Annotated in this window: 22 protein-coding genes; 11 read left to right on the top strand and 11 right to left on the bottom strand. The window is 63.0% G+C overall.

The features are described 5' to 3' along the window. The first annotated feature begins 16 nt into the window (after positions 1-16). Positions 17-904 carry a cytochrome c oxidase subunit 3 gene (locus tag QOS90_RS00285; protein ID WP_027591993.1) on the top strand — a complete coding sequence of 296 codons (888 nt, stop codon included), beginning with the start codon at positions 17-19 and terminating at the stop codon, positions 902-904. A 32-nt stretch (positions 905-936) separates the two neighbouring features. Here QOS90_RS00285 and QOS90_RS00280 read toward each other — a convergent pair whose 3' ends face one another. Further along, the gene (locus tag QOS90_RS00280) at positions 937-1,140 is read right to left on the bottom strand and encodes a twin transmembrane helix small protein (RefSeq protein WP_027591992.1); all 204 of its coding nucleotides are present in this window, start codon (positions 1,138-1,140) and stop codon (positions 937-939) included. A 51-nt stretch (positions 1,141-1,191) separates the two neighbouring features. Here QOS90_RS00280 and QOS90_RS00275 point away from each other — a divergent pair, with 51 nt between their 5' ends. From QOS90_RS00275 to QOS90_RS00255, 5 genes are read left to right on the top strand one after another with little or no spacing between them, the layout of a single operon-like run. Further along, positions 1,192-1,935, top strand: coding sequence for an SURF1 family protein (locus QOS90_RS00275; RefSeq protein ID WP_027591991.1), 744 nt, complete (start codon positions 1,192-1,194; stop codon positions 1,933-1,935). After that, positions 1,901-2,485, top strand: a complete 585-nt coding sequence (locus QOS90_RS00270; protein ID WP_027591990.1) for a PA_0111/PP_0108 family redox-active disulfide protein — start codon at positions 1,901-1,903, stop codon at positions 2,483-2,485. The genes QOS90_RS00275 and QOS90_RS00270 overlap by 35 nt, the downstream gene beginning before the upstream one ends. A gap of 9 nt (positions 2,486-2,494) precedes the next feature. Beyond that, on the top strand, positions 2,495-3,568 hold the full coding sequence (locus QOS90_RS00265) for a COX15/CtaA family protein (protein WP_027591989.1): 1,074 nt from the start codon (positions 2,495-2,497) through the stop codon (positions 3,566-3,568). Further along, on the top strand, positions 3,553-4,446 hold the full coding sequence (gene cyoE / locus QOS90_RS00260; RefSeq protein ID WP_085272113.1) for a heme o synthase: 894 nt from the start codon (positions 3,553-3,555) through the stop codon (positions 4,444-4,446). The genes QOS90_RS00265 and cyoE overlap by 16 nt, the downstream gene beginning before the upstream one ends. Beyond that, positions 4,443-5,075, top strand: a complete 633-nt coding sequence (locus QOS90_RS00255) for an SCO family protein (RefSeq protein WP_027591987.1) — start codon at positions 4,443-4,445, stop codon at positions 5,073-5,075. Before cyoE ends, QOS90_RS00255 begins: the two co-directional genes overlap by 4 nt. Before the next feature lie 121 nt (positions 5,076-5,196). On the opposite strand, the gene QOS90_RS00250 is transcribed toward QOS90_RS00255, so the two are convergent. From QOS90_RS00250 to QOS90_RS00240, 3 genes are all read right to left on the bottom strand, one after another. Then, positions 5,197-5,967: a MetQ/NlpA family ABC transporter substrate-binding protein gene (locus QOS90_RS00250; RefSeq protein WP_027591986.1), complete on the bottom strand. Its 771-nt coding sequence runs from the start codon at positions 5,965-5,967 to the stop codon at positions 5,197-5,199. Between the two features lie 64 nt (positions 5,968-6,031). After that, positions 6,032-6,703, bottom strand: coding sequence for a methionine ABC transporter permease (locus tag QOS90_RS00245; RefSeq protein WP_027591985.1), 672 nt, complete (start codon positions 6,701-6,703; stop codon positions 6,032-6,034). After that, positions 6,703-7,710, bottom strand: coding sequence for a methionine ABC transporter ATP-binding protein (locus tag QOS90_RS00240; protein WP_085272112.1), 1,008 nt, complete (start codon positions 7,708-7,710; stop codon positions 6,703-6,705). Before QOS90_RS00240 ends, QOS90_RS00245 begins: the two co-directional genes overlap by 1 nt. 226 nt (positions 7,711-7,936) lie before the next feature. Here QOS90_RS00240 and katE point away from each other — a divergent pair, with 226 nt between their 5' ends. Beyond that, on the top strand, positions 7,937-10,081 hold the full coding sequence (katE, locus tag QOS90_RS00235) for a catalase HPII (RefSeq protein WP_027591983.1): 2,145 nt from the start codon (positions 7,937-7,939) through the stop codon (positions 10,079-10,081). 109 nt (positions 10,082-10,190) lie between these two features. Here katE and QOS90_RS00230 read toward each other — a convergent pair whose 3' ends face one another. The 4 genes from QOS90_RS00230 to zur form a co-directional block, all read right to left on the bottom strand. After that, positions 10,191-10,898 (bottom strand): PA5502 family lipoprotein, encoded by a 708-nt coding sequence (locus QOS90_RS00230; protein WP_085272111.1) that lies wholly within the window; start codon positions 10,896-10,898, stop codon positions 10,191-10,193. Between the two features lie 127 nt (positions 10,899-11,025). Next, positions 11,026-11,808 (bottom strand): zinc ABC transporter permease subunit ZnuB, encoded by a 783-nt coding sequence (gene znuB / locus QOS90_RS00225; RefSeq protein ID WP_085272110.1) that lies wholly within the window; start codon positions 11,806-11,808, stop codon positions 11,026-11,028. After that, positions 11,801-12,574, bottom strand: coding sequence for a zinc ABC transporter ATP-binding protein ZnuC (gene znuC / locus QOS90_RS00220; RefSeq protein WP_027591980.1), 774 nt, complete (start codon positions 12,572-12,574; stop codon positions 11,801-11,803). Before znuC ends, znuB begins: the two co-directional genes overlap by 8 nt. Continuing rightward, positions 12,571-13,056: a zinc uptake transcriptional repressor Zur gene (zur, locus tag QOS90_RS00215; RefSeq protein ID WP_027591979.1), complete on the bottom strand. Its 486-nt coding sequence runs from the start codon at positions 13,054-13,056 to the stop codon at positions 12,571-12,573. The genes znuC and zur overlap by 4 nt, the downstream gene beginning before the upstream one ends. An 18-nt stretch (positions 13,057-13,074) precedes the next feature. On the opposite strand from zur, the gene QOS90_RS00210 reads away from it, so the two are divergent. Then, positions 13,075-14,031, top strand: coding sequence for a zinc ABC transporter substrate-binding protein (locus QOS90_RS00210; protein ID WP_085272109.1), 957 nt, complete (start codon positions 13,075-13,077; stop codon positions 14,029-14,031). Positions 14,032-14,203: 172 nt separating this feature from the next. Here the strand turns inward: QOS90_RS00210 and QOS90_RS00205 are convergent, their stop codons facing one another. Both QOS90_RS00205 and QOS90_RS00200 read right to left on the bottom strand, forming a co-directional pair. Then, the gene (locus QOS90_RS00205; RefSeq protein ID WP_027591977.1) at positions 14,204-15,154 is read right to left on the bottom strand and encodes a homoserine kinase; all 951 of its coding nucleotides are present in this window, start codon (positions 15,152-15,154) and stop codon (positions 14,204-14,206) included. 68 nt (positions 15,155-15,222) lie between these two features. Then, a complete protein-coding gene (locus QOS90_RS00200) occupies positions 15,223-15,510 on the bottom strand; it encodes a DUF2782 domain-containing protein (RefSeq protein WP_010951520.1) in 288 nt (95 codons plus the stop codon). Positions 15,511-15,584: 74 nt separating this feature from the next. On the opposite strand from QOS90_RS00200, the gene polA reads away from it, so the two are divergent. Beyond that, a complete protein-coding gene (gene polA, locus QOS90_RS00195) occupies positions 15,585-18,338 on the top strand; it encodes a DNA polymerase I (protein ID WP_085272108.1) in 2,754 nt (917 codons plus the stop codon). Positions 18,339-18,765: 427 nt separating this feature from the next. Here polA and yihA read toward each other — a convergent pair whose 3' ends face one another. Next, on the bottom strand, positions 18,766-19,398 hold the full coding sequence (gene yihA / locus QOS90_RS00190) for a ribosome biogenesis GTP-binding protein YihA/YsxC (protein ID WP_085272107.1): 633 nt from the start codon (positions 19,396-19,398) through the stop codon (positions 18,766-18,768). 201 nt (positions 19,399-19,599) lie between these two features. On the opposite strand from yihA, the gene QOS90_RS00185 reads away from it, so the two are divergent. Together QOS90_RS00185 and QOS90_RS00180 are read left to right on the top strand one after the other, a co-directional pair. Next, positions 19,600-19,902, top strand: a complete 303-nt coding sequence (locus QOS90_RS00185) for a c-type cytochrome (RefSeq protein ID WP_027591974.1) — start codon at positions 19,600-19,602, stop codon at positions 19,900-19,902. A gap of 31 nt (positions 19,903-19,933) precedes the next feature. Then, entirely contained in the window at positions 19,934-20,551 is a 618-nt protein-coding gene (locus QOS90_RS00180) for a c-type cytochrome (RefSeq protein ID WP_085272106.1), read from the top strand. Positions 20,552-20,740 lie beyond the last annotated feature (189 nt).

The raw sequence follows: 20,740 nt of genomic DNA, 5'->3' as shown, positions 1-20,740 counted from the left end.
GGGAAGGAGAACAGCAATGGCAAGTCATGAGCACTACTACGTTCCGGCGCAGAGCAAGTGGCCGATCATCGCGACGGTCGGCATGTTCATCACGGTGTTCGGCCTTGGCACCTGGTTCAACGACATGAAAGCCGGGCACCCCGACTCCCATGGGCCGTTGATTTTCTTCGTCGGCGCGCTGTGCCTGGCCTACATGCTGTTCGGCTGGTTCGGGGCGGTGGTGAAAGAAAGCCGTGGCGGGCTGTACAGCCCGCAGCTGGACCGTTCGTTCCGCTGGGGCATGAGCTGGTTCATCTTTTCCGAGGTGATGTTCTTCCTGGCCTTTTTTGGCGCGCTGTTCTACGTCCGCGTATTGGCCGGGCCTTGGCTGGGCGGTGAAGGGGCCAAAGGCGTTGCGCACATGCTGTGGCCCAGCTTCGAGTTTGCCTGGCCGCTGCTGCACACGCCTGACCCGAAACTGTTCCCGCCGCCCAAGGAAGTCATCGACCCTTGGCACTTGCCGTTGATCAACACCATTTTGCTGGTGAGCTCGAGTGTGACCATCACCATTGCCCACCATGCCTTGCGGCGTGACCACCGGGGTGCGCTGAAACTGTGGATGGCGCTGACCATCGCGCTGGGCATCAGCTTCATCACGCTGCAGGCCTACGAGTACCACGAGGCCTACACCAAGCTGGGGCTGACGCTGGGCTCGGGGATCTACGGTGCGACCTTCTTCATGCTCACCGGCTTCCACGGCGCCCACGTGACGCTGGGCACGATCATCTTGATCGTGATGTTCGTGCGCATCCTGCGCGGGCACTTCAACCCCGACAAGCACTTCGGCTTCGAGGCGGCCAGTTGGTACTGGCACTTCGTCGATGTGGTGTGGGTGGGGCTGTTCATCTTTGTGTATGTGCTTTGACACATGTGCAGGCCAGTCAAGGCGATACAGGTTCAGAAGGGGGCGTGTGACACCAGCTGGCCACTGATGAAGCCGTAGGCCACCAGGCCGATGGTCAGGGCCGCCAGGGTCACGCGCACGGTCAGTGCCTTCAGCAAGCGGGTCGAGTTTTCGTCGTCCTTGACCAGGAACACCAGGCCACTGAACAGGCTGGCAACCGTGGCCAACAGCATCAGGACAATCGCGGCCTTGAGCATGGCGCTTCTCCGGGGGGATGCGGTGATGTGGATAAGTATAGCGAGGCGCCTGTGAGGCCGTTTCGCCCAGGTTGGGTCCCGACCCTGGTGGTGCTTGCGCTGCTACCGGGGTTGATCGCGCTTGGCTGTTGGCAATTGGGGCGCGCCGACGAAAAGCGCGCGCTGCTGGCGACCTATGCCGAGCGCAGCCTCGACACGCCGCTCTCCACTGCCCAGTTGCAGCAACGCGACGATGCCGCCTACCGCCGTGTGCACCTGTACGGCCGTTTCGATGGTGAACACAGCCTGCTGCTGGATAACCGAATGCGCGACGGCGAGGCCGGCGTCGAGCTGTTGCAGCCCTTCCATGACCAGGCCAGTGGGCTGTGGTTGCTGGTCAACCGCGGCTGGTTGCCGTGGCCGGACCGCCGCGTGCCGGTGCACTTCGCAACCCCGGCGCAGCCGCTGGCGCTGGACGCATCGGTGTATGTGGCGCCTGGCAGCACCTTCCAGCTGCACCCGGACCCCGCCGGCGGCCAATGGCCGCACTTGCTGACGGCCATCAATGCCGCCCAGCTGTGGCAGCAATTGGGCCGCGAAGGCTACGCCCATGAGCTGCGCTTGGAGCCCGGGCCGGCCAGCTATCGCCTGGGTTGGCCGGTCGTTGCGCTGGGGCCGGAAAAGCACCTGGGCTATGCGGTGCAGTGGTTTGCCCTGGCCACCGCGCTGGTGCTGCTCTACCTCTATTTTGGCTGGCACAACAACAAAAAGGAGAACCACCATGGCCGCCGCCACCCGTCCACTGGACGTGCCTGAACGCAGCAAGCCCAGAACCCGCGGGCGTTTGCAGCTGATTCTGATTCTGCTGGTAGTGCTCGGCCCGATGATCCTGGCCACCAGCATGTACAAGCTCAAGTTCTGGGTGCCAGACGGCCGCAGCTACCACGGCGCGATGATCGGCAACGGCGAGAGCCGCAGCGATATCGGCATCGATGGCCAGGACGCGCGCTGGCAAGTGTTGGTCAGCACGCCCGAGGCCTGCGCCGAAGATTGCCAGCGCCTGGTGTACCTGGCCCGGCAGATACAAGTTGGCCTGGGCCGTGATGCCGGCCGTGCCAGCCATGCGCTGGCTGCCGCGCAGCCATTGAGCGCTGACTACCAGGCGCTGCTCGGCCGGGAGTACCCGCAGTTGCAACGCTACCCGCTGGATGCCCAGCGCTACCTGAACAAGGTCGGTGAGCTTGGCCCGCAACTGTGGATCGTCGACCCGCACGGCAACCTGGTGCTGCGTTACGACGCCAAGGTCAACGGCAAGCACGTGCTGGACGACCTGCGCCACCTGCTTAAGTTGTCCAACATCGGCTAGGAGCCTGTCATGGCCAGACCCGGATTCCGCCTCGCTGTGTTCGCCACCCTGCTGGCACTGCTGGTCGTGCTGCTGGGCGCCTATACCCGCCTGACCCATGCAGGCCTGGGCTGCCCCGATTGGCCCGGCTGCTATGGCTTTATCAGTGTGCCGAAGACCGACGCCCAGCTGGCCCATGCCGAAATGCACTTCCCCGAGCACCCGGTGGAAGCCGCCAAGGGCTGGGCCGAGATGGTCCATCGCTACTTCGCCGGCACCCTGGCGCTGGTGATTGCCTGGCTGGCCTTGCAGGCCGTGCGCCGGCATGCACGTGATGGCCAGCCCTACCGCTTGCCGGTGCTGTTGCTGGGGGTGGTGTTGGCCCAGGCGGCGTTTGGCATGTGGACAGTAACCCTCAAGCTGTGGCCGCAAGTGGTCACCGCGCACCTGCTGGGTGGGTTCACTACCTTGAGCCTGCTGTTTCTGCTGTCTCTGCGTCTATCCCGGGCCTTTGCGCCATTGCCAAAACTGCCGTTGAGCCTGCGCCGCATCGCGGCCCTGGCGCTGTTGGTGGTGATCGGCCAGATCGCCCTGGGGGGCTGGGTCAGCGCCAACTATGCGGCGGTCGCCTGTATCGACTTGCCGACCTGCCACGGCCAATGGTGGCCGGCAGCGGACTTCAGCAACGGCTTTCACCTGACCCAGCACGTGGGCCCCAACTACCTGGGCGGGCAACTGGACAGCGATGCGCGCACGGCCATCCACATCAGCCACCGGCTGGGTGCCTTGCTGGTCAGTGCCGTGCTGCTGATGCTGAGCTTCAAGCTTTACCGCTGCGGCCTTTCTGGCCTGGCCCGGCTGGTGTTGCTGGCCTTGGCCGTGCAGGTCGGCCTGGGCATCAGCAACGTGCTGTTCCACCTGCCGCTTGGCGTGGCAGTGGCCCACAACGCAGGCGGGGCCATGCTGTTGATGAGCATGGTGCTGGTCAATTACCGCATCCGCGTGGTCGACAAAGTGCGCGTCGGCCATGGCTGGCGCCTGACGCCGGTGGTGGGCGTGGATATCTCCCACCCTATGAGGAACGATTCGTGGCGACGGTTCTAAGCGTACGACGGGCAGGTTGGCGCGATTATCTGGAGCTGACCAAGCCCAAGGTGGTGGTGCTGATGTTGATCACCTCCCTGGCAGGCATGTTCCTCGCCAGCCGCGCAGGCGTTGCCTGGAGCGTGCTGCTGTTCGGCAACCTGGGCATTGGCCTGTGTGCGGGCGCCGCGGCGGTGGTCAACCACGTGGTAGACCGGCGCATCGACGCCTTGATGGCGCGTACCCACAAACGGCCGTTGGCCACAGGCCGGGTCGCGCCGCTACCGGCGCTGGCCTTTGCGTTGGCACTGGCGGTGCTGGGCATGGCGCTGTTGCTGGTGTTCACCAACAGCCTGACCGCCTGGCTGACCCTGGCGTCGTTGCTGGGCTATGCGGTGCTCTACACCGGCTTCTTGAAGCGTGCCACGCCGCAGAACATCGTGATTGGTGGCCTGGCCGGCGCGGCGCCGCCACTGCTTGGCTGGGTGGCGGTCAGCGGCCATGTCAGTGCCGAGCCGCTGTTGCTGGTGCTGATTATCTTCGCCTGGACCCCGCCGCACTTCTGGGCCTTGGCCATCCACCGCAAAGCGGAGTACGCCAAGGCCGATATCCCGATGCTGCCGGTGACCCATGGCGAGCGCTACACCACGCTGCATATCCTGCTCTACACCCTGATTTTGCTGGCGGTGAGCCTGCTGCCCTATGCCATCCACATGAGCGGCCCGTTGTACCTCGCCTGTGCCCTCGCCTTGGGCCTGCGCTTCCTGCAGTGGGCCTGGGTGTTGTACCGTGGCAGCCGGCCGCACGCGGCGATTGGCACCTTCAAGTACTCTATCGGCTACTTGTTCGCGCTGTTCATCGCGTTGCTCATTGACCACTACCTGTTGTTGAACCTATGACCCGAACCCAGAAAACCGTCTTCATCCTCGTCGCCCTGGTCGCGTTGATCCTGGGCCTGACCGTCAACAAGGTGCTCAATGGCCGCGATCAGCCGAACCCCACCGAGCTGATCGACGCCGGCATCATCCTCTTGCCGCAGAGCCGTACGGTGGCGGACGTGACCATGACCAACCAGGATGGCCAGCCCGTGCAACTGGATGACCTCAAGGGGAAATGGTCGCTGCTGTTCTTCGGCTACACCTATTGCCCAGACATCTGCCCCACCACCCTGGCCCAGTTACGCCAGGTGAAGAGCGAATTGCCCAAGGAAGCCGTGGACCGGTTGCAGGTGGTGCTGGTGAGCGTGGACCCGAACCGCGACACGCCGAACCAGCTCAAGCAGTACCTGGGCTACTTCGACAAAGATTTTGTCGGGGTGGCGGGGTCGATCGAAGACACCCAGAAGCTGGCGAATGCCTTGAGCATTCCGTTCATTCCGGCCGATACCAGTAAGCCTGGGTATACCGTGGATCACAGCGGCAACCTGGCGATCGTTGGGCCGGATGGGCGTCAGCGCGGGTTCATTCGTGCGCCGTTCAACAACCAGAAGCTGGTGGCGCAGTTGCCGGGGCTGGTCAAGCGGGACTAAACAGGCTTTAAAAGCTTCGCGGGGCAAGCCCGCTCCCACAGCATCATCCCAAAGCCTGAGGCTAGCGATGTACCTGTGGGAGCGGGCTTGCCCCGCGAAGAATCCAGCGTGATCTAGAAGCTTAGAACGCCGGTACGACAGCGCCCTTGTACTTCTCGTTGATGAACTGCTTCACCTCTGGCGAGTGCAGCGCGGCCGCCAGTTTCTTCATGTCTTCGGAGTCTTTGTTGTCCGGGCGGGCAACCAGGATGTTCACGTAAGGCGAGTCGCTGCCTTCGATGGCCAGCGCGTCTTTCTCAGGGTTCAGCTTGGCTTCCAACGCGTAGTTGGTGTTGATCAGGGCCGCATCGACCTGGGTCAGCACGCGCGGGATGGTGGCCGCTTCCAGCTCACGGAACTTCACGTTTTTCGGGTTTTGTGCAACATCCTTAACGGTCGACAGGATGTTCTTGTTGTCCTTGAGCTTGATCACGCCGGCCTTGTCCAGCAGCAGCAGCGCGCGGCCGCCGTTGGTGGCGTCGTTGGGGATGACCACGGTAGCGCCGGAGGGCAGCTCGTCGAGCTTCTTGACCTTGGTCGAGTAAACGCCCAGCGGCTCGATGTGCACGCCGGTCACGCTGACCAGGTCGGTGCCCTTGGCCTTGTTGAACTCATCCAGGTACGGCTGGTGCTGGAAAAAGTTGGCGTCCAGGCGCTTCTCGGCCACCTGCACGTTCGGCTGGATGTAGTCGGTGAATTCCTTGACCTTCAGCTCCACGCCTTCTTTCGCCAGTTGCGGTTTGACGAAGTTGAGGATCTCGGCGTGCGGCACCGGCGTGGCGGCGACGGTCAGGGTATCGGCGTGGGCCGAGAAGGCCGCGACAGCGGCAGCAACAGCAAGCAGCTTCTTCATTGATCACTCCTTGTGAGGGCCGCGACGGCCCCCGAACGGGTCGGCCAGGCCGACCCCATTGGGGTTACTTACGGGAAAAATGCACGACCAGTTTGTCGCCCACGCTCTGCAGGACTTGAACCAGTACCAGCAACAGCACCACGGTCACGACCATGACATCGGTCTGGAAGCGCTGGTAGCCAAAGCGGATGGCCAGGTCGCCCAGGCCGCCCGCGCCGACCACACCGGCCATGGCGGTGTACGACACCAGGGTAATGGCGGTCACGGTGATGGCCGCGAAGATGCCGGGACGGGCTTCGGGCAGCAGCGCGCTGGTGATGATCTGGCGCGTTGTGGCGCCCATCGACTGGGTGGCTTCGATGATGCCGCGGTCCACTTCACGCAGGGCGGTTTCGACCAGGCGCGCGAAGAACGGCGTGGCCCCGACCACCAGTGGCGGAATGGCGCCGGCGACGCCCAGCGAGGTGCCGGTGATCAGCACGGTGATCGGGATCATCACGATCAGCAAAATGATGAACGGCAGCGAACGCAGGATGTTGACGACCAGCGACAGCAGCGCGTACACGCCTTTTTGCTCGAACATCTGGCGCGGGCCGCAAAGGAACAGCAGCACGCCCAACGGCAGGCCCAGCAGCACGGTGAAGAACAGCGAGCCGAACAGCATGATCATGGTGTCGATGGTGGCCAGCCAGATTTCGGCCCAGTCGACGTTGGCAAAGAAATTCAGGGCGTCCATCAACGCAGTACCTCCATATGTACGTCAGCTGCCTTGAAGCGGTCGAACGCCGCTTCCATGTCGCCGCCGGTGACGGCCAGGGTCAGCTGCCCATAGGGGACATCCTTGATGCGGTCGATACGCCCGGCCAGGATGCTGTAGTCAACGCCCGTCTCGCGGGCGACGGTGCCCAGCAGCGGTGCGTAGGTGGCCTCGCCCTGGAAGGTCAGGCGTACGATGCGGCCGGGTACGTGGGCGAAGTCATCACGCTGCTCGCCTTCATCGACCTGCTCGTCCTCCTGGACGAAACGCTTGGTAGTCGCGTGCTGCGGGTGCAGGAACACATCGGCCACCGGCCCTTGTTCGACGATCTGCCCGGCGTCCATCACGGCCACGCGGTCGCAGACACGGCGGATCACGTCCATTTCGTGGGTGATCAGGACGATGGTCAGCTTCAGCTCACGGTTGATCTCGGCCAGCAGTTGCAGCACCGATGCAGTGGTCTGCGGGTCAAGCGCGCTGGTGGCTTCGTCGCACAGCAGGATCTTCGGGTTGGTAGACAGGGCGCGGGCGATGCCGACGCGCTGCTTCTGGCCGCCCGACAACTGCGCGGGGTACTTCTTGGCGTGGTCTTGCAAGCCGACGCGGGCCAGCAGCTCGGTGACGCGCTTGTCGATTTCGCTGCGCGACAGCTCGCCGGCCAGGGTCAATGGCAGGGCCACGTTGTCGGCCACGGTCTTGGAGGCCAGCAGGTTGAAGTGTTGGAAAATCATCCCGACCTGCTGGCGGAAGCCGCGCAGCTGGTTAGCGTTGAACGCGGTGACGTCCTCGCCATCGACGATGATCTTGCCGCCCGAAGGCTCTTCGAGGCGGTTGATCAGGCGCAGCAGGGTGCTTTTGCCAGCGCCGGAGTGGCCGATCAGGCCGAACACCTGGCCATCTTCGATGGTCAGGCTGGTCGGGTTGAGGGCGGGGATTTCCCTACCGGCGACGCGGTAGGTCTTGTGCACATGTTGGAACTCGATCACGTAGCGAACCTTGTGGGGCGCATGGAATTTGGGGCAGCGGTTAGCTGGGGTGGCGCATTTTAGCCTTTTCCCATAGCTGTTCTTAGCATTTATTTCGTAATGCACCAACCCGGCGGGCATAACGCGACAATCGGTAAAGCTTATTGAACGTAGCCAATCGCGCTCCAGTCACTAATAGAACAAGCCCTCACGGGCAATGCCTGATGACTGATGAGGAAAGCCGACCATGCCCAGCAAGAAAGTTGATGCACCCAAAGAAAGCCAGGCCGCCGGGGTCAACAGCCCTGATCATGCCAATACCAATACCAAGCTGCAGAGCCTTGAAGGCGTGCGCAGCGATGCCACAGGCCAGGCCCTGCGCACCAATCAAGGCGTGAAGATCGCCGACAACCAGAACACCCTAAAGGCCGGGCCACGTGGGCCTTCGCTGCTCGAAGACTTCATCATGCGCGAGAAGATCACCCACTTCGATCATGAGCGCATCCCTGAACGCATCGTCCATGCCCGAGGCACCGGCGCCCATGGTTACTTCCAGAGCTACGGCAACCACGCCGAGCTGACCAAGGCCGGTTTCCTGCAGGACCCCGAGAAGATCACCCCGGTTTTCGTGCGCTTTTCCACCGTGCAGGGCCCGCGTGGGTCGGGTGACACGGTGCGCGATGTGCGTGGTTTTGCCGTCAAGTTCTATACCGATGAAGGCAATTTCGACCTGGTTGGCAACAACATGCCGGTGTTCTTCATCCAGGATGCGATCAAGTTCCCCGACTTTGTGCATGCGGTGAAGCCCGAGCCGCACAACGAGATGCCCACCGGCGGTTCGGCCCACGACACGTTCTGGGACTTCGTTTCGCTGGTGCCCGAGTCGGCGCACATGGTCATGTGGGCCATGTCTGACCGCGCCATCCCGCGCAGCCTGCGGATGATGGAGGGCTTTGGCATCCACACCTTCCGCCTGATCAATGCCGAAGGCGTGGCCAGCTTCGTCAAGTTCCATTGGAAGCCGCGCCAAGGCGTGCACTCCGTGCTGTGGGACGAAGCGCAAAAGCTTGCGGGCAAGGACACCGACTTCCACCGCCGCGACCTGAGTGAGGCCATCGAGACCGGCGACTACCCTGAGTGGGAGCTGGGCGTACAGATCGTGCCGGAAGCCGATGAGCACACATTCGAGTTCGACCTGCTCGACCCCACCAAGATCATCCCCGAAGAACTGGTGCCGGTTACACCGTTGGGCAAGATGGTGCTCAACCGTAACCCCGACAATTTCTTTGCCGAAGTGGAGCAGGTCGCGTTCTGCCCGGGGCATATCGTGCCGGGCATCGACTTTTCCAATGACCCCCTGCTGCAAGGCCGGTTGTTCTCCTATACCGACACGCAACTGAGCCGGCTGGGTGGGCCGAACTTCCATGAGATTCCGATCAACCGCCCGGTCGCGCCGAACCATAACAACCAGCGTGACGCGCTGCACCGGCAGACTATCCACAAGGGCCGCGCGTCCTACGAACCCAACTCGATTGACGGCGGCTGGCCGAAAGAAACCCCTGCCGCGGCCCAGGATGGCGGCTTTGAGAGTTATCAGGAACGCATCGACGCGGTGAAGATTCGCCAGCGCAGCGAGTCGTTCGGCGATCACTTCTCGCAGGCGCGTTTGTTCTTCCACAGCATGAGCCCCAATGAGCAGCAGCACATCATCAAGGCGTACAGCTTCGAGCTGGGCAAGGTGGAGCGCGAGCACATCCGCGTGCGTGAGGTGAACGAGATTCTGGCCAACATCGACCTGAAGCTGGCAGCAGCGGTGGCGGCCAACCTGGGCTTGCCTGCGCCCAAGGCTGGCACGGTGCAGGTCAAAGGCAGCAAGTTGGCGCAATCACCGGCCTTGAGCCAGATGAATCACCCGGGCAGTGTCGGTATCAAAGGCCGCAAGATTGCCGTGCTGGTGGCCGATGGGGTGGATGGGGCGAGTGTCGATCAGTTGGTCAAGGCGCTGGAGGCGCACAGTGCGCGCATTCTGGTGCTGGGGCCAAGTTCGGCGCCGGTTAAAACCGCCCAAGGCAAGCCGCTACCGGTGGATGCGTCGATGGAGGGCATGCCTTCGATCATGTTCGACGGCATTCTGGTGCCGGCTGGCAAGGCGTCGCTGGATGCGTTGGGCGCCAGTGGGCTGGCCAAGCACTTCCTGCTGGAGGGCTACAAGCACCTGAAGGCGATCGCGTTGGCCAAGGAAGGCAAGGCATTGCTGGGCAGCTTGGGGCTCAAGGAAGACAAGGGCTTGCTGCTGGGGGATGACCAGAAAACCGTAGATGCCTTTGTGAAAGCGGTAGAGGGGCATCGGGTTTGGGAGCGGGAGGCGGCTGCTGAGGCGGTGCCGGCCTAAGGGGGGCTGCTTTGCAGCCCATCGCAGGCAAGCCAGCTCCTACAAGTGCACCACAGTTCCTGAGGGCAGTGGTGGCATTTGTGGGAGCGGGCTTGCCCCGCGAAGCTGTTCAGCGCTGATGCGGGACCAGTACCACCTGGGCTGGCAGCTTGCGCTGAATTTCGTGCTTCTGGTTTAGCTTGAACCCGCTGTCAATCTTGTGCACCCGCTTTTCCAGCAGCGTCTTCAACCAAGGTGCATCCTCGGTGCGCGGCACCTGGAACACCACGTCGCACTGGTAACTCACCACATCGGCAGCAATCTCATCGAGCTGGCGGCGCATGGCGGCAATGTCCGTGGTCTTCAGCGCAATCACGGTGCTCGGTGCAGTCGGGTCGATCACGCGCGCCTGCGGCTTGGCCTCGGCCGCCTTCAGCGCAGCCTCGGCCTTTTCCAGCTCGGCCTTACGGGCCTGGCTGACGGCATCGCCACCGGTGACCGCCGGGGCCTGGGGCATCAGCGCGCGGGCACGTGCCAAGGCGGTGGCTGCAGCGTTGACGTCGCCCTTCTGCAGGACGATCTGGCTACGCTGCAGGTACGCTTCGGCCAGCTGCCGCTGGTACTGCTCCAGGCGCGGGTCAACGGGTGACTGGGCCTGCAAGGCAGCCAACTGGTCTTCGGCGGTAGCCAGCTCATTGCTGGCGATGTTCTGTTGCAACTGCTGCCAGGCATCGGCTTGGGCAGGTGCATCGGCCTGTTCGACCGGGGCACTGGAACAGGCAGCCAGGAACAGGGAAAACGCGGCAACAAGCAGATAACGGGAGGCGAACGGCTTCATTCCTGCGACTCTCTATTTGCGCAAAAAGCGAGCAAGTCTACACCCAGGTGCGCACGCTCGAAAACAAGTCTTACAGACCTTTTACCCGCGAAAAGGTTGCAGGGTGCGCTGTTGCGCACCCCGGTTTTCAGCGTTTTGGCAGGGCCAGGCTCAGCAAGAATAGCACTGCCGCGCAGACCACGATGGAAGGGCCGGCCGGGGTGTCCTTGAACCAGGACATGGCCAAGCCGCCACACACCGCCGTCACCCCCAGCAGGCTGGCGCCCAAGGCCATCTGCTCGGGCGAGCGGGCGTGGCGTTGCGCGGCGGCGGCGGGGATGATCAGCAGGGAGGTAATCAACAGCACACCGACGATCTTCATCGCCACGGCGATCACCACGGCAATCAACAGCATCAAGGCCAGGCGCAGGCCCGCCACTGGCAGGCCCTCGACCATGGCCAATTCTTCATGCACGGTCACGGCCAGCAACGGCCGCCACAGTGCGGCGAGCAGCAGCAATACCAACACGCTGCCGCCGAGGATCCAGGCAAGGTCAGTGGTGCTGATGGCCAGCAGGTCGCCGAACAGGTAGGCCATCAGGTCGATGCGTACATCGTGCATGAAGCTCAGGACCACCAGGCCCAGGGACAGCGTGCTGGGGGCGAGGATGCCAAGCAGGGTGTCGGAGGCCAGCGGTTGGCGTTGTTGCAAGGTCACCAGCAAGATCGCCAGCAGCAGGCAGCCCACGGTCACCGCCAGTGCTGGGCTGACGTCCAGGGCAAAACCCAGGGCTACCCCGAGCAGGGCGGCGTGGGACAGGGTATCGCCGAAATAGGCCATGCGCCGCCACACCACGAACGACCCCAGAGGGCCGGCCACCAACGCCAGGGACAGACCGGCAAGCAGGGCATAAAGAAGAAAATCAGCCATGCTTGCAGTGCTCTCCGTGAACATGGGTGCCAGGGGCGACCACCGAGCCGTGCAGGTCGTGACTGTGGTCGTGATGGTGGTGATAGATCGCCAGGCTTGGCGCGTTCTGGCCGAACAGCTCGACGAAGGCCGGGTCGTTGCTGACCTGCTCGGGGTGGCCGGAGCAGCACACATGCCGGTTGAGGCAGACCACCTGGTCGGTGGCGCTCATCACCAGGTGCAGGTCGTGGGAAACCATCAGCACGCCGCAACCGTGGCGGTCGCGCAGGCGGGTGATGAGGTTGTACAGCTCGGTCTGGCCGACCACGTCGACCCCTTGCACCGGCTCATCGAGCACCAGCAGTTGTGGCTCGCGCAGCAGCGCCCGGGCCAGCAGCACGCGCTGCATCTCGCCGCCGGAAATGGTCTGGATCGGGTTGTCGATGACCTGCTCGGCCCCCACTTCCTGCAGCGCCGACAAGGCAGCTGCGCGGTCTACGCCGGGTACCAGGCGCAAAAAGCGCAGCACCGACAGCGGCAGCGTGGCATCCACCTGGATTTTTTGCGGCATGTAGCCAATGCGCAGCTTCGGCTTGCGCCAGACTTTGCCCCGGTGCGGCTTGAGCAGCCCCAGCACGGCGCGTACCAAGGTGGTCTTGCCTGCCCCGTTGGGGCCGATCAGGGTCACGATCTGGCCCGGTGCCACTGACAGGTCGATGCTGTCGAGCACCGCCTCGCCGGCGAAGGTGACACCGACCTGCTCCAGGCGGATCAGTGCGTCGCTCATGCCGCACTCCGGCAGTTGCTGCACAGGCCGACCACTTCCACGGTCTGGGTTTCGACGCTGAAGCCGACGCCCTTGGCGCTGCTGATGATGGCGTCGCTGATGCTGTCCTGCTCCAGCTCGATGGCCACATGGCAGGCGCGGCAGATCAGGAACTGGCCCTGGTGCACATGCTCTGGGTGGCTGCAGCCGATGAAGGCGTTGAGCGAGGCGATGCGGTGCACCAGGCCGTTGTCGAGGAGAAAATCCAGGGCGCGGTACACGGTCGGCGGTGCGGCGCGGCGGCCGTCCTGCTCGCTGAGCACGGCGAGAATGTCGTAGGCCCCCAGCGGCTTGTGGCTTTGCCAGACCAGCTCCAGCACACGGCGGCGCAGTGCGGTCAGGCGCAACCCCTGGCGGGTGCACAAGGCATCGGCTTCGGCCAGTGCGCTGTGTACGCAATGGGAGTGATCGTGGGGGCGGTTGGCCAGCGGCGTGATGGACATGGGCAGCGACGGTTCTGGATGGAGACGTTATTATGTTACCTGTTTCTGTCGAGCCGAGTATTCACCGTGTCCCGATTCCTAGCCCTTTTTGTCGCTTTCATCGCATTTTCAGCCCAGGCCGACGTGCGTGTGCTGACCAGTATCAAACCGCTGCAGCAGATTGCCGCCGCCGTACAGGACGGGGTTGGCAGCCCAGATGTGCTATTGCCGCCTGGCGCTTCGCCGCACCATTACGCCCTGCGCCCCTCCGACGTACGGCGCGTCGCGGATGCCGACCTGCTGTACTGGATCGGGCCGGACATGGAGAACTTTCTGCCGCGCGTGCTGAAAGGGCGGGACAAGGCCACCGTTGCGGTCCAGTCGCTGACTGGCATGCAGTTGCGCCATTTTGGCGAAGACAGCCACTCGCATGATCAAGACGACCACGACGACCATGACCACGATCACCGCCCTGGCAGCCTCGACGCGCACCTGTGGCTGTCGTCGGTCAATGCCCGGGTGATCGCAGCGAAGATGGCGTCGGACCTGGCCGAGGTCGACCCGGCCAATGCCCCGCGTTACCAGGCCAACCTGAAGGCCTTCGTCGAGCGTCTGGATGCCCTGGATGGACGTATCAAGGCGCGGGTGGCGGGTATCGCCGACAAGCCGTACTTCGTGTTTCACGAGGCGTTCGATTACTTCGAGGCCAATTATGGTCTGAAGCACACCGGGGTATTCAGTGTGGCTTCCGAGGTGCAGCCGGGCGCGCAGCATGTGGCCGCCATGCGCAAGCGCCTGCAGGAAGTGGGCAAGACCTGCGTGTTCAGCGAGCCGCCGCTGCGGCCGCGCCTGGCGGAGACGCTGACGGCGGGGTTGCCGGTGCGGTTGGCCGAGCTGGATGCCTTGGGTGGCACGGACCCGGTAGATGCCAAGGGCTATGAGCGCCTGCTGGAGAAGCTGGGTAGCGACCTGGCGGGGTGCCTGGAACAGCTCTAAGGCGCGCGGCCTTTTGGCAGGGTTGCGCCCGGCCTGCGGCCATGCGCGACCCTGGTAGGAGCAGCCTTGTGCTGCGAAGAGGCCGGTAAAAACACAGAGATCTTTGCTGTTATTACCGGCCTCTTCGCAGCGCAAGGCTGCTCCTACAGGTTCATCCTCGCCCTTGGTGGGTTCAGAGGGCGAACGGCAGGTGTAATGCCACCTGCTGGCGCTGCGCCAGGCGCACCTCGAACTCGCTCGGGTCATGGATCATCACATCCATCCCGGCAAACGATTCCGCCGCAATCAGGCGCGACAGCCAGAAACGCACACACCCGACCCGCAACATCTCGGGCCACAGCTCGGCCTCGGCGGCGGTGAACGGGCGCAGCGCCGCGTAGGCCGCCAGCAGCGCCTGGGCGCGTGGCACATCGAGGGCCCCGTGCTCATCGATACACCAGTCGTTCACGGTGATGGCGATGTCATATAGCATCGGCCCCGAGCAGGCGTTGTAGAAGTCGATCACACCGGTCAGGTGGGTGCCTTCGAACATCACGTTGTCGCGGAACAGGTCGGCGTGCAGGTTGGCCCGTGGCAAGGCCAGGATCTGCGCCTTGTGTGCATTGATTTCGTCCAGCGCTGGCTGCAACAGCGCAATCTGTTCGGCACTCAGGCGCGGCATCAGCTCGGCGCCAGACGCCAGCATCCAGTCCAGGCCACGGTCGGTCTTGCGCTCGATGACGTGGTTGCGGGTAGCCAGGTGGATGTGCGCGAGCAACTCGCCAACCTGGGCGCAGTGCTGGTTGTTGGGCACCTTGATGTGTTTGCCCGACAGCCGCGGCTGCAGCAACGCAGGCTTGCCACACAGTTCGCGCAGGCCATTGCCATCACGGTCACGCAGGGCGTACGGCACGGGCATGTCGGCGTCATGCAGCACGTCGAGCAGCTCGATGAAGAACGGCATGTCTTCGCTCGGGCCGCGCTCGATCAGCGTCAGGACGAACTCACCCTGTTCCAGGCTGACGAAGAAGTTGCTGTTTTCGGTACCGGCGGCGATGCCCTGGAAGTCGAGCAGACGGCCCAGCTGGTACGGCGCCAGAAAGGTTTCCAGCTCAGGCCGGGTCACGGGGGTGAAAACTGACATGATGAAAAATGCCCATACGGGCACTTCCGCCGGGAAGTGCCAGGTTAATGTGAACGATACGCGTCAGCTTACCACTCGAAGATCTTCCAGGACGGAATCAGCATGTCCGGCTGGTCGGAACGAATGAAATTGGCATCAGTGCCGTCGGCGCGTACCAGGAAATAAGGCTTGCCGTTTTTTGGCGTGATCTTGATCGCATACAGGAAGCCGTTCTGACGGTATTCCTGGATGGTTTTATCGCCTTCCGTGCGAATGGTCACCTCGGGATCGGCCGAGGGGGCGTCGTCCGCCGCCAGGGTGACGACTGGCATGGTTGCCAACAGACCGAGCAGTAACAGGCGATTGAGTGTACGCATGATAACCTTGTCCCTTTGTCGTCATTGATCCGGCTATTCTAGCTCCGGACCCGCCGAAAAGGTTGATTCTGCTCATGAGCCAAGCGCCCCTCGTCCTGGTGGACGGTTCCTCCTACCTCTACCGCGCTTTCCACGCATTGCCGCCGCTGACCACCTCCAAAGGCATGCCTACCGGCGCGGTCAAGGGTGTGCTGAACATGCTCAAGAGCCTGCGCAAGCAATACCCTGACAGCCTGTTCGCAGTGGTGTTCGACGCCAAGGGCGGTACCTTCCGCGATGCGATGTTCGCCGAGTACAAGGCCAACCGCCCGAGCATGCCCGATGACCTGCGGGTGCAGATCGAACCCCTGCATGCCAGCGTCAAGGCCTTGGGCTACCCCTTGCTGTGCGTCGAAGGCGTGGAGGCCGACGATGTGATCGGCACCCTGGCGCGCAGCAGCGCGGCGCAAGGCCGGCCGGTGATCATTTCGACTGGCGACAAGGACATGGCGCAGTTGGTGGACGGCCACGTCACCTTGGTCAACACCATGACCGGCAGCGTGATGGATGTTGCCGGCGTGCACGAAAAATTCGGCGTCGGCCCCGAGCACATCATCGATTTCCTCGCCCTGATGGGCGACAAGGTCGACAACATTCCGGGCGTGCCGGGTGTGGGCGAGAAGACCGCTGCCGGCCTGCTGACCGGTATCGGTGGCGGCCTGCGTGATGTCTACGACAACCTCGACAAGGTCCCGGGCCTGAGCATCCGTGGCGCCAAGACCTTGCCGGCCAAGCTTGAGGAACACCGTGAGGCGGCGTTCCTGTCCTATGAGCTGGCCACCATCAAGATCGATGTGCCGCTGGATATCGAAGTCGAGGCGCTGGTCTGCGGCGAGCCAGACCGCGATGCGCTGCTGGCGTTGTACACCGAGATGGAGTTCAAGAGCTGGGTCGCCGACGTTCAGCGTGAAGCTGCCAGGGCCGGGGCAACCGTGGCCGTGCCTGAAGAAGCGGCGCCGGCGGCCAAGGTCGAACCGAAGTACGAGACGGTCCTCGACCAGGCCCGTTTCGACGCCTGGCTGGACAAACTGCGCCAGGCCCCGCTGTTTGCGTTCGATACCGAAACCACCGGCCTGGACGCGCAGCAGGCGCAACTGGTCGGCCTGTCGTTCGCGGTCGAGCCGTTCGAAGCCGCCTATGTGCCGCTGACCCATGACTACGAAGGCGCGCCGGTTCAGCTGGACCGCGAGGCTGTGCTGCTGGCGCTCAAGCCCCTGCTCGAAGACGCAGCCAAAGCCAAGGTCGGGCAAAACGCCAAGTACGATATCAACATCCTGGCCAATGGCGCCCCGGCTATCCACATGCGCGGCGTGGCCTACGACACCATGCTCGAGTCCTATGTGCTGGGCTCCACGGCCACCCGCCACGACATGGACAGCCTGGCGCAGAAGTACCTCGACCACACCACCATCACCTTCGAGCAGATTGCCGGCAAGGGCGCGAAACAGCTGACCTTCAACCAGATCCCGCTGGACAAGGCCGGCCCGTACGCCGCCGAGGACGCCGACATCACCCTGCGCCTGCACCAGGCGCTGCAGGCGCGCCTGGCCAAAACCCCAAGCGTGCAGCCGGTGCTGATGGACATCGAGATGCCGCTGGTGCCGGTGCTGGCCAAGATCGAGCGCCAGGGCGCGCTGGTGGATGCCGAGCTGCTGCACGTGCAGAGCGGCGAACTGGGCGTGAAGATGGCCGAACTGGAGCGCCGCGCCTACGAACTGGCTGGCGAGACCTTCAACCTGGGCTCGCCCAAGCAGTTGGGTGCGATCCTCTACGACAAACTGGGCATGCCGGTGCTGAGCAAGACCGCCAAGGGCCAGCCGTCTACCGCCGAGGCGGTACTCGACGAACTGGCCGAGCAAGGCTACCCGCTGCCTGAGGTACTGATGCAGTACCGCAGCCTGAGCAAGCTCAAGAGCACCTACACCGACAAACTGCCAGGGCAGATCAACCCACGCACCGGGCGTATTCACACCTCTTACCAACAGGCGGTGGCGGCCACCGGGCGCCTGTCGTCGAGCGACCCGAACCTGCAGAACATCCCGATTCGCACCGCCGAAGGGCGGCGTATCCGCCAGGCCTTCGTGGCCAGCCCTGGCTACAAGCTGCTGGCGGCGGACTATTCGCAGATCGAGCTGCGCATCATGGCTCACCTGGCCAAGGACGAAGGTTTGCTGCATGCCTTCCGCAACAACCTCGACGTGCACCGCGCCACTGCGGCTGAAGTGTTCGGCGTGCCGCTTGAGGCTGTTACCACCGACCAGCGCCGCAGCGCCAAGGCCATCAACTTCGGCCTGATCTACGGCATGAGCGCCTTTGGCCTGGCCAAGCAGATCGGCGTCGACCGCAAGCAGTCCCAGGACTACATCGACCGCTATTTCGCCCGCTACCCGGGCGTGCTGGCCTACATGGAGCGCACCCGCGCTCAGGCCGCCGAGCAAGGCTTCGTTGAAACGCTCTTTGGCCGTCGCCTGTACCTGCCAGACATCAACGCCAAGAACCCGGCCCTGCGCAAAGGCGCTGAGCGGACGGCGATCAACGCACCGATGCAGGGTACGGCTGCCGATATCATCAAGCGGGCGATGGTCAATGTGGACAACTGGCTGACCGAGAGCGGCCTGGATGCCCGCGTGATCCTGCAGGTGCACGATGAATTGGTGCTGGAGGTGCGTGAGGAATTGGTCGAGCAGGTAAAAGATGAAATTCGTCTGCACATGAGCCGCGCCGCGCAACTGGATGTACCGTTGCTGGTGGAGGCAGGCATTGGCGCGAATTGGGACGAAGCTCACTGATTGAGCCGGCAAAGCTGTGTAGGATCTGCGACGTGGTGACGCGGATCCTGGCATGGCTAGATGCCATTAGTGCTGGAGTTTCATGAAACTATCGCAAATAGTTTTCAGGGCTTCGGAACTAAACCGGTGAAGCGGAACTCAGAGTAACTGAATGGCTGGTGAAGCCCTTCGATGCTCCTATGTTGTGTTAAGTGTTGGCAGATATCTGGACCCCGCCCTAGCGGTCCGGACTTGGACCCCGAACTTCCCCCTCCCCATACGAAGTCCGGGGTTTTTTTTGCCTGCGATTTGCCTGACAGGCGCTGCTGCTCCCCACTGTAGGAGCAGCCTTGTGCTGCGAAAGGGCCAATATGGGCAACAGATATCTACAGCCTGACATGGCCTCTTCGCAGCACACGGCTGCTCCTACTGGAGTCTATGCAGGTTTTCAGGCCACGGGCTTGTCTTCCAGCTCCATCCAGTCCGCCAGTACGCGGTAGGCTTCGTCCAGCCCCAGGCGCTTCGGTGCCGAGAACAGTTGGATGGTCACTGCGTCGCCCCAGCCCTTGCGGATCTCCGACTGCACCTTGAGCAAGGTGTTCTTGCCGGCGCCGTGGGTGAGTTTGTCGGCCTTGGTCAGCAGGATGTGCATCGACATGCGGCTGGCCTTGGCCCAGTCGAGCATCATCTTGTCGAAGTCGGTCATCGGATGCCGCACGTCCATCATCAGGATCACACCGCGCAGGCACTCACGGCTGCCCAGGTAGGCTTCCAGGTGGCGCTGCCAGTGCTGCTTGAGTGGAATCGGTACTTTTGCATAACCATAGCCCGGCAGGTCGACCAAACGCCGTTCATCGTCCAGACTGAAGAAATTCAACAGCTGGGTGCGCCCCGGGGTTTTCGAGGTACGCGCCAGGCTGGCATGAGTCAGGGTATTGAGGGCGCTGGATTTGCCGGCGTTGGAACGGCCGGCGAAAGCCACCTCGTAACCCTGGTCGTCCGGGCATTGTTCGACCTTGGCTGCGCTGAGGGCGAATGTGGCTTTCTGGCAGAGGCCGAGGATGGGGTTCTTGACTTGCATGGGATATCCGATGTGGGTGTTGCCTGACTCTGAAGGCTCGAGCCTGGCAAGCGGTGTCGTTTCCGTTTGGATGGCGGAAGTATATAATGCCCCAGTTTTTGTGTGCTCATTCTCCCAGCGAAGGAGAGCGAGCATGGGGTGTCGAACAATAGCTCGCGCATCAGAACGCAGCGCGGCCCCCAACCCTGAAGGTCGTTCCGCATGGCGAAATGGCTGCTTGCTGTCGGTATGTTCCTGCCGTTTTTCAGCGCACAGGCTACACAGGATCCCGAGGTGTTGTACAACCGCACGTGTGCGGCCTGTCACGCCGGTCAGTTGCCACAGGCCCCCCAGCAGGGTGACCGGGCAGCTTGGGAGCCAAGGCTGGCGCAAGGTGTGGATGTACTCGTGAGGCATGTGACCCAGGGTTTCAAGGCTATGCCGCCGCGTGGATTGTGCATGGACTGCAGTGCCGAGGACTACCGTTTGGTCATCCTTTGGATGAGCGGCAGTCCCGATACATAACATTTCACCCTTAGCCGTGTTGGATTAGCTGATGAACAAACTAGTCGTGAGTCTGCTGTTGACCATGGGTGTCGCAGGTGCGGCCATTGCTGCGGAACCTATCAAAGGCGATGCCGCCGCCGGCCAGGCCAAGACGGCCGTCTGTGGTGCCTGCCACAACCCCGACGGCAATAGCCTGGCACCGAACTTCCCGAAACTGGCAGGCCAGGGCCAGCGTTACCTCGAAAAACAACTGCACGATATCAAGTCCGGCAAGCGCACCGTGCTGGAGATGACCGGCATGCTGGCTGCCTTCAGTGACCAGGACCTGGCCGATATCGCGGCGTACTTCGCTAGCCAAAAAGGTAGCGTCGGGGCGGCCGACCCCAAGCTCGTCGAACGCGGCCGCGCCTTGTTCAATGGCGGCGACCTGGAAAAAGGCATGCCCGCCTGTACCGGCTGCCACTCACCGAACGGCGCAGGTATCGCCCTGGCCGGCTTCCCGCACCTGAGCGGGCAGCACTCGCAATACGTGACCAAGCAACTGACCGAGTTCCGTGAAGGCGTGCGTACCAACGATGGCGATGCCATGACCATGCGTACCATCGCGGGCAAGCTGAGCAACCACGATATCGAAGCGTTGGCCAGCTACATCCAGGGCCTGCACTGAGGTAAATGGCGAGTGCTTCGCGGGCAAACCCGCGAAGAAGCTGGCGTATTAACATTCGGTTAATGTTGTAAGCCAAAGATGAAAGGGCGGCCGGACCGCCCTTTTTTACGTCCGCAGCCGTTACACTACAGAACTCGGGCCTGGCCCGGCCTGTCTCAACACAGGTCGCGTCGAGGCGACCCATGAATG

Origin of the sequence: Pseudomonas sp. LAIL14HWK12:I10, assembly GCF_900184205.1 — a bacterium.
In the GTDB taxonomy this organism is placed as follows: domain Bacteria; phylum Pseudomonadota; class Gammaproteobacteria; order Pseudomonadales; family Pseudomonadaceae; genus Aquipseudomonas; species Aquipseudomonas kermanshahensis.
Note: the sequence above shows the minus strand (reverse complement) of the source record. Positions and strands in the feature narration are given on the sequence as shown.

Coding starts and splice junctions, on each gene's coding strand:
- QOS90_RS00285 (WP_027591993.1), top strand. CDS start 17: ATGGCAAGTCATGAGCACTACTACGTTCCGGCGCAGAGCAAGTGGCCG.
- QOS90_RS00280 (WP_027591992.1), bottom strand. CDS start 1,140: ATGCTCAAGGCCGCGATTGTCCTGATGCTGTTGGCCACGGTTGCCAGC.
- QOS90_RS00270 (WP_027591990.1), top strand. CDS start 1,901: ATGGCCGCCGCCACCCGTCCACTGGACGTGCCTGAACGCAGCAAGCCC.
- QOS90_RS00265 (WP_027591989.1), top strand. CDS start 2,495: ATGGCCAGACCCGGATTCCGCCTCGCTGTGTTCGCCACCCTGCTGGCA.
- QOS90_RS00255 (WP_027591987.1), top strand. CDS start 4,443: ATGACCCGAACCCAGAAAACCGTCTTCATCCTCGTCGCCCTGGTCGCG.
- QOS90_RS00250 (WP_027591986.1), bottom strand. CDS start 5,967: ATGAAGAAGCTGCTTGCTGTTGCTGCCGCTGTCGCGGCCTTCTCGGCC.
- QOS90_RS00245 (WP_027591985.1), bottom strand. CDS start 6,703: ATGGACGCCCTGAATTTCTTTGCCAACGTCGACTGGGCCGAAATCTGG.
- katE (WP_027591983.1), top strand. CDS start 7,937: ATGCCCAGCAAGAAAGTTGATGCACCCAAAGAAAGCCAGGCCGCCGGG.
- QOS90_RS00230 (WP_085272111.1), bottom strand. CDS start 10,898: ATGAAGCCGTTCGCCTCCCGTTATCTGCTTGTTGCCGCGTTTTCCCTG.
- znuB (WP_085272110.1), bottom strand. CDS start 11,808: ATGGCTGATTTTCTTCTTTATGCCCTGCTTGCCGGTCTGTCCCTGGCG.
- znuC (WP_027591980.1), bottom strand. CDS start 12,574: ATGAGCGACGCACTGATCCGCCTGGAGCAGGTCGGTGTCACCTTCGCC.
- zur (WP_027591979.1), bottom strand. CDS start 13,056: ATGTCCATCACGCCGCTGGCCAACCGCCCCCACGATCACTCCCATTGC.
- QOS90_RS00210 (WP_085272109.1), top strand. CDS start 13,075: ATGGAGACGTTATTATGTTACCTGTTTCTGTCGAGCCGAGTATTCACC.
- QOS90_RS00205 (WP_027591977.1), bottom strand. CDS start 15,154: ATGTCAGTTTTCACCCCCGTGACCCGGCCTGAGCTGGAAACCTTTCTG.
- QOS90_RS00200 (WP_010951520.1), bottom strand. CDS start 15,510: ATGCGTACACTCAATCGCCTGTTACTGCTCGGTCTGTTGGCAACCATG.
- polA (WP_085272108.1), top strand. CDS start 15,585: ATGAGCCAAGCGCCCCTCGTCCTGGTGGACGGTTCCTCCTACCTCTAC.
- yihA (WP_085272107.1), bottom strand. CDS start 19,398: ATGCAAGTCAAGAACCCCATCCTCGGCCTCTGCCAGAAAGCCACATTC.
- QOS90_RS00185 (WP_027591974.1), top strand. CDS start 19,600: ATGGCGAAATGGCTGCTTGCTGTCGGTATGTTCCTGCCGTTTTTCAGC.
- QOS90_RS00180 (WP_085272106.1), top strand. CDS start 19,934: ATGAACAAACTAGTCGTGAGTCTGCTGTTGACCATGGGTGTCGCAGGT.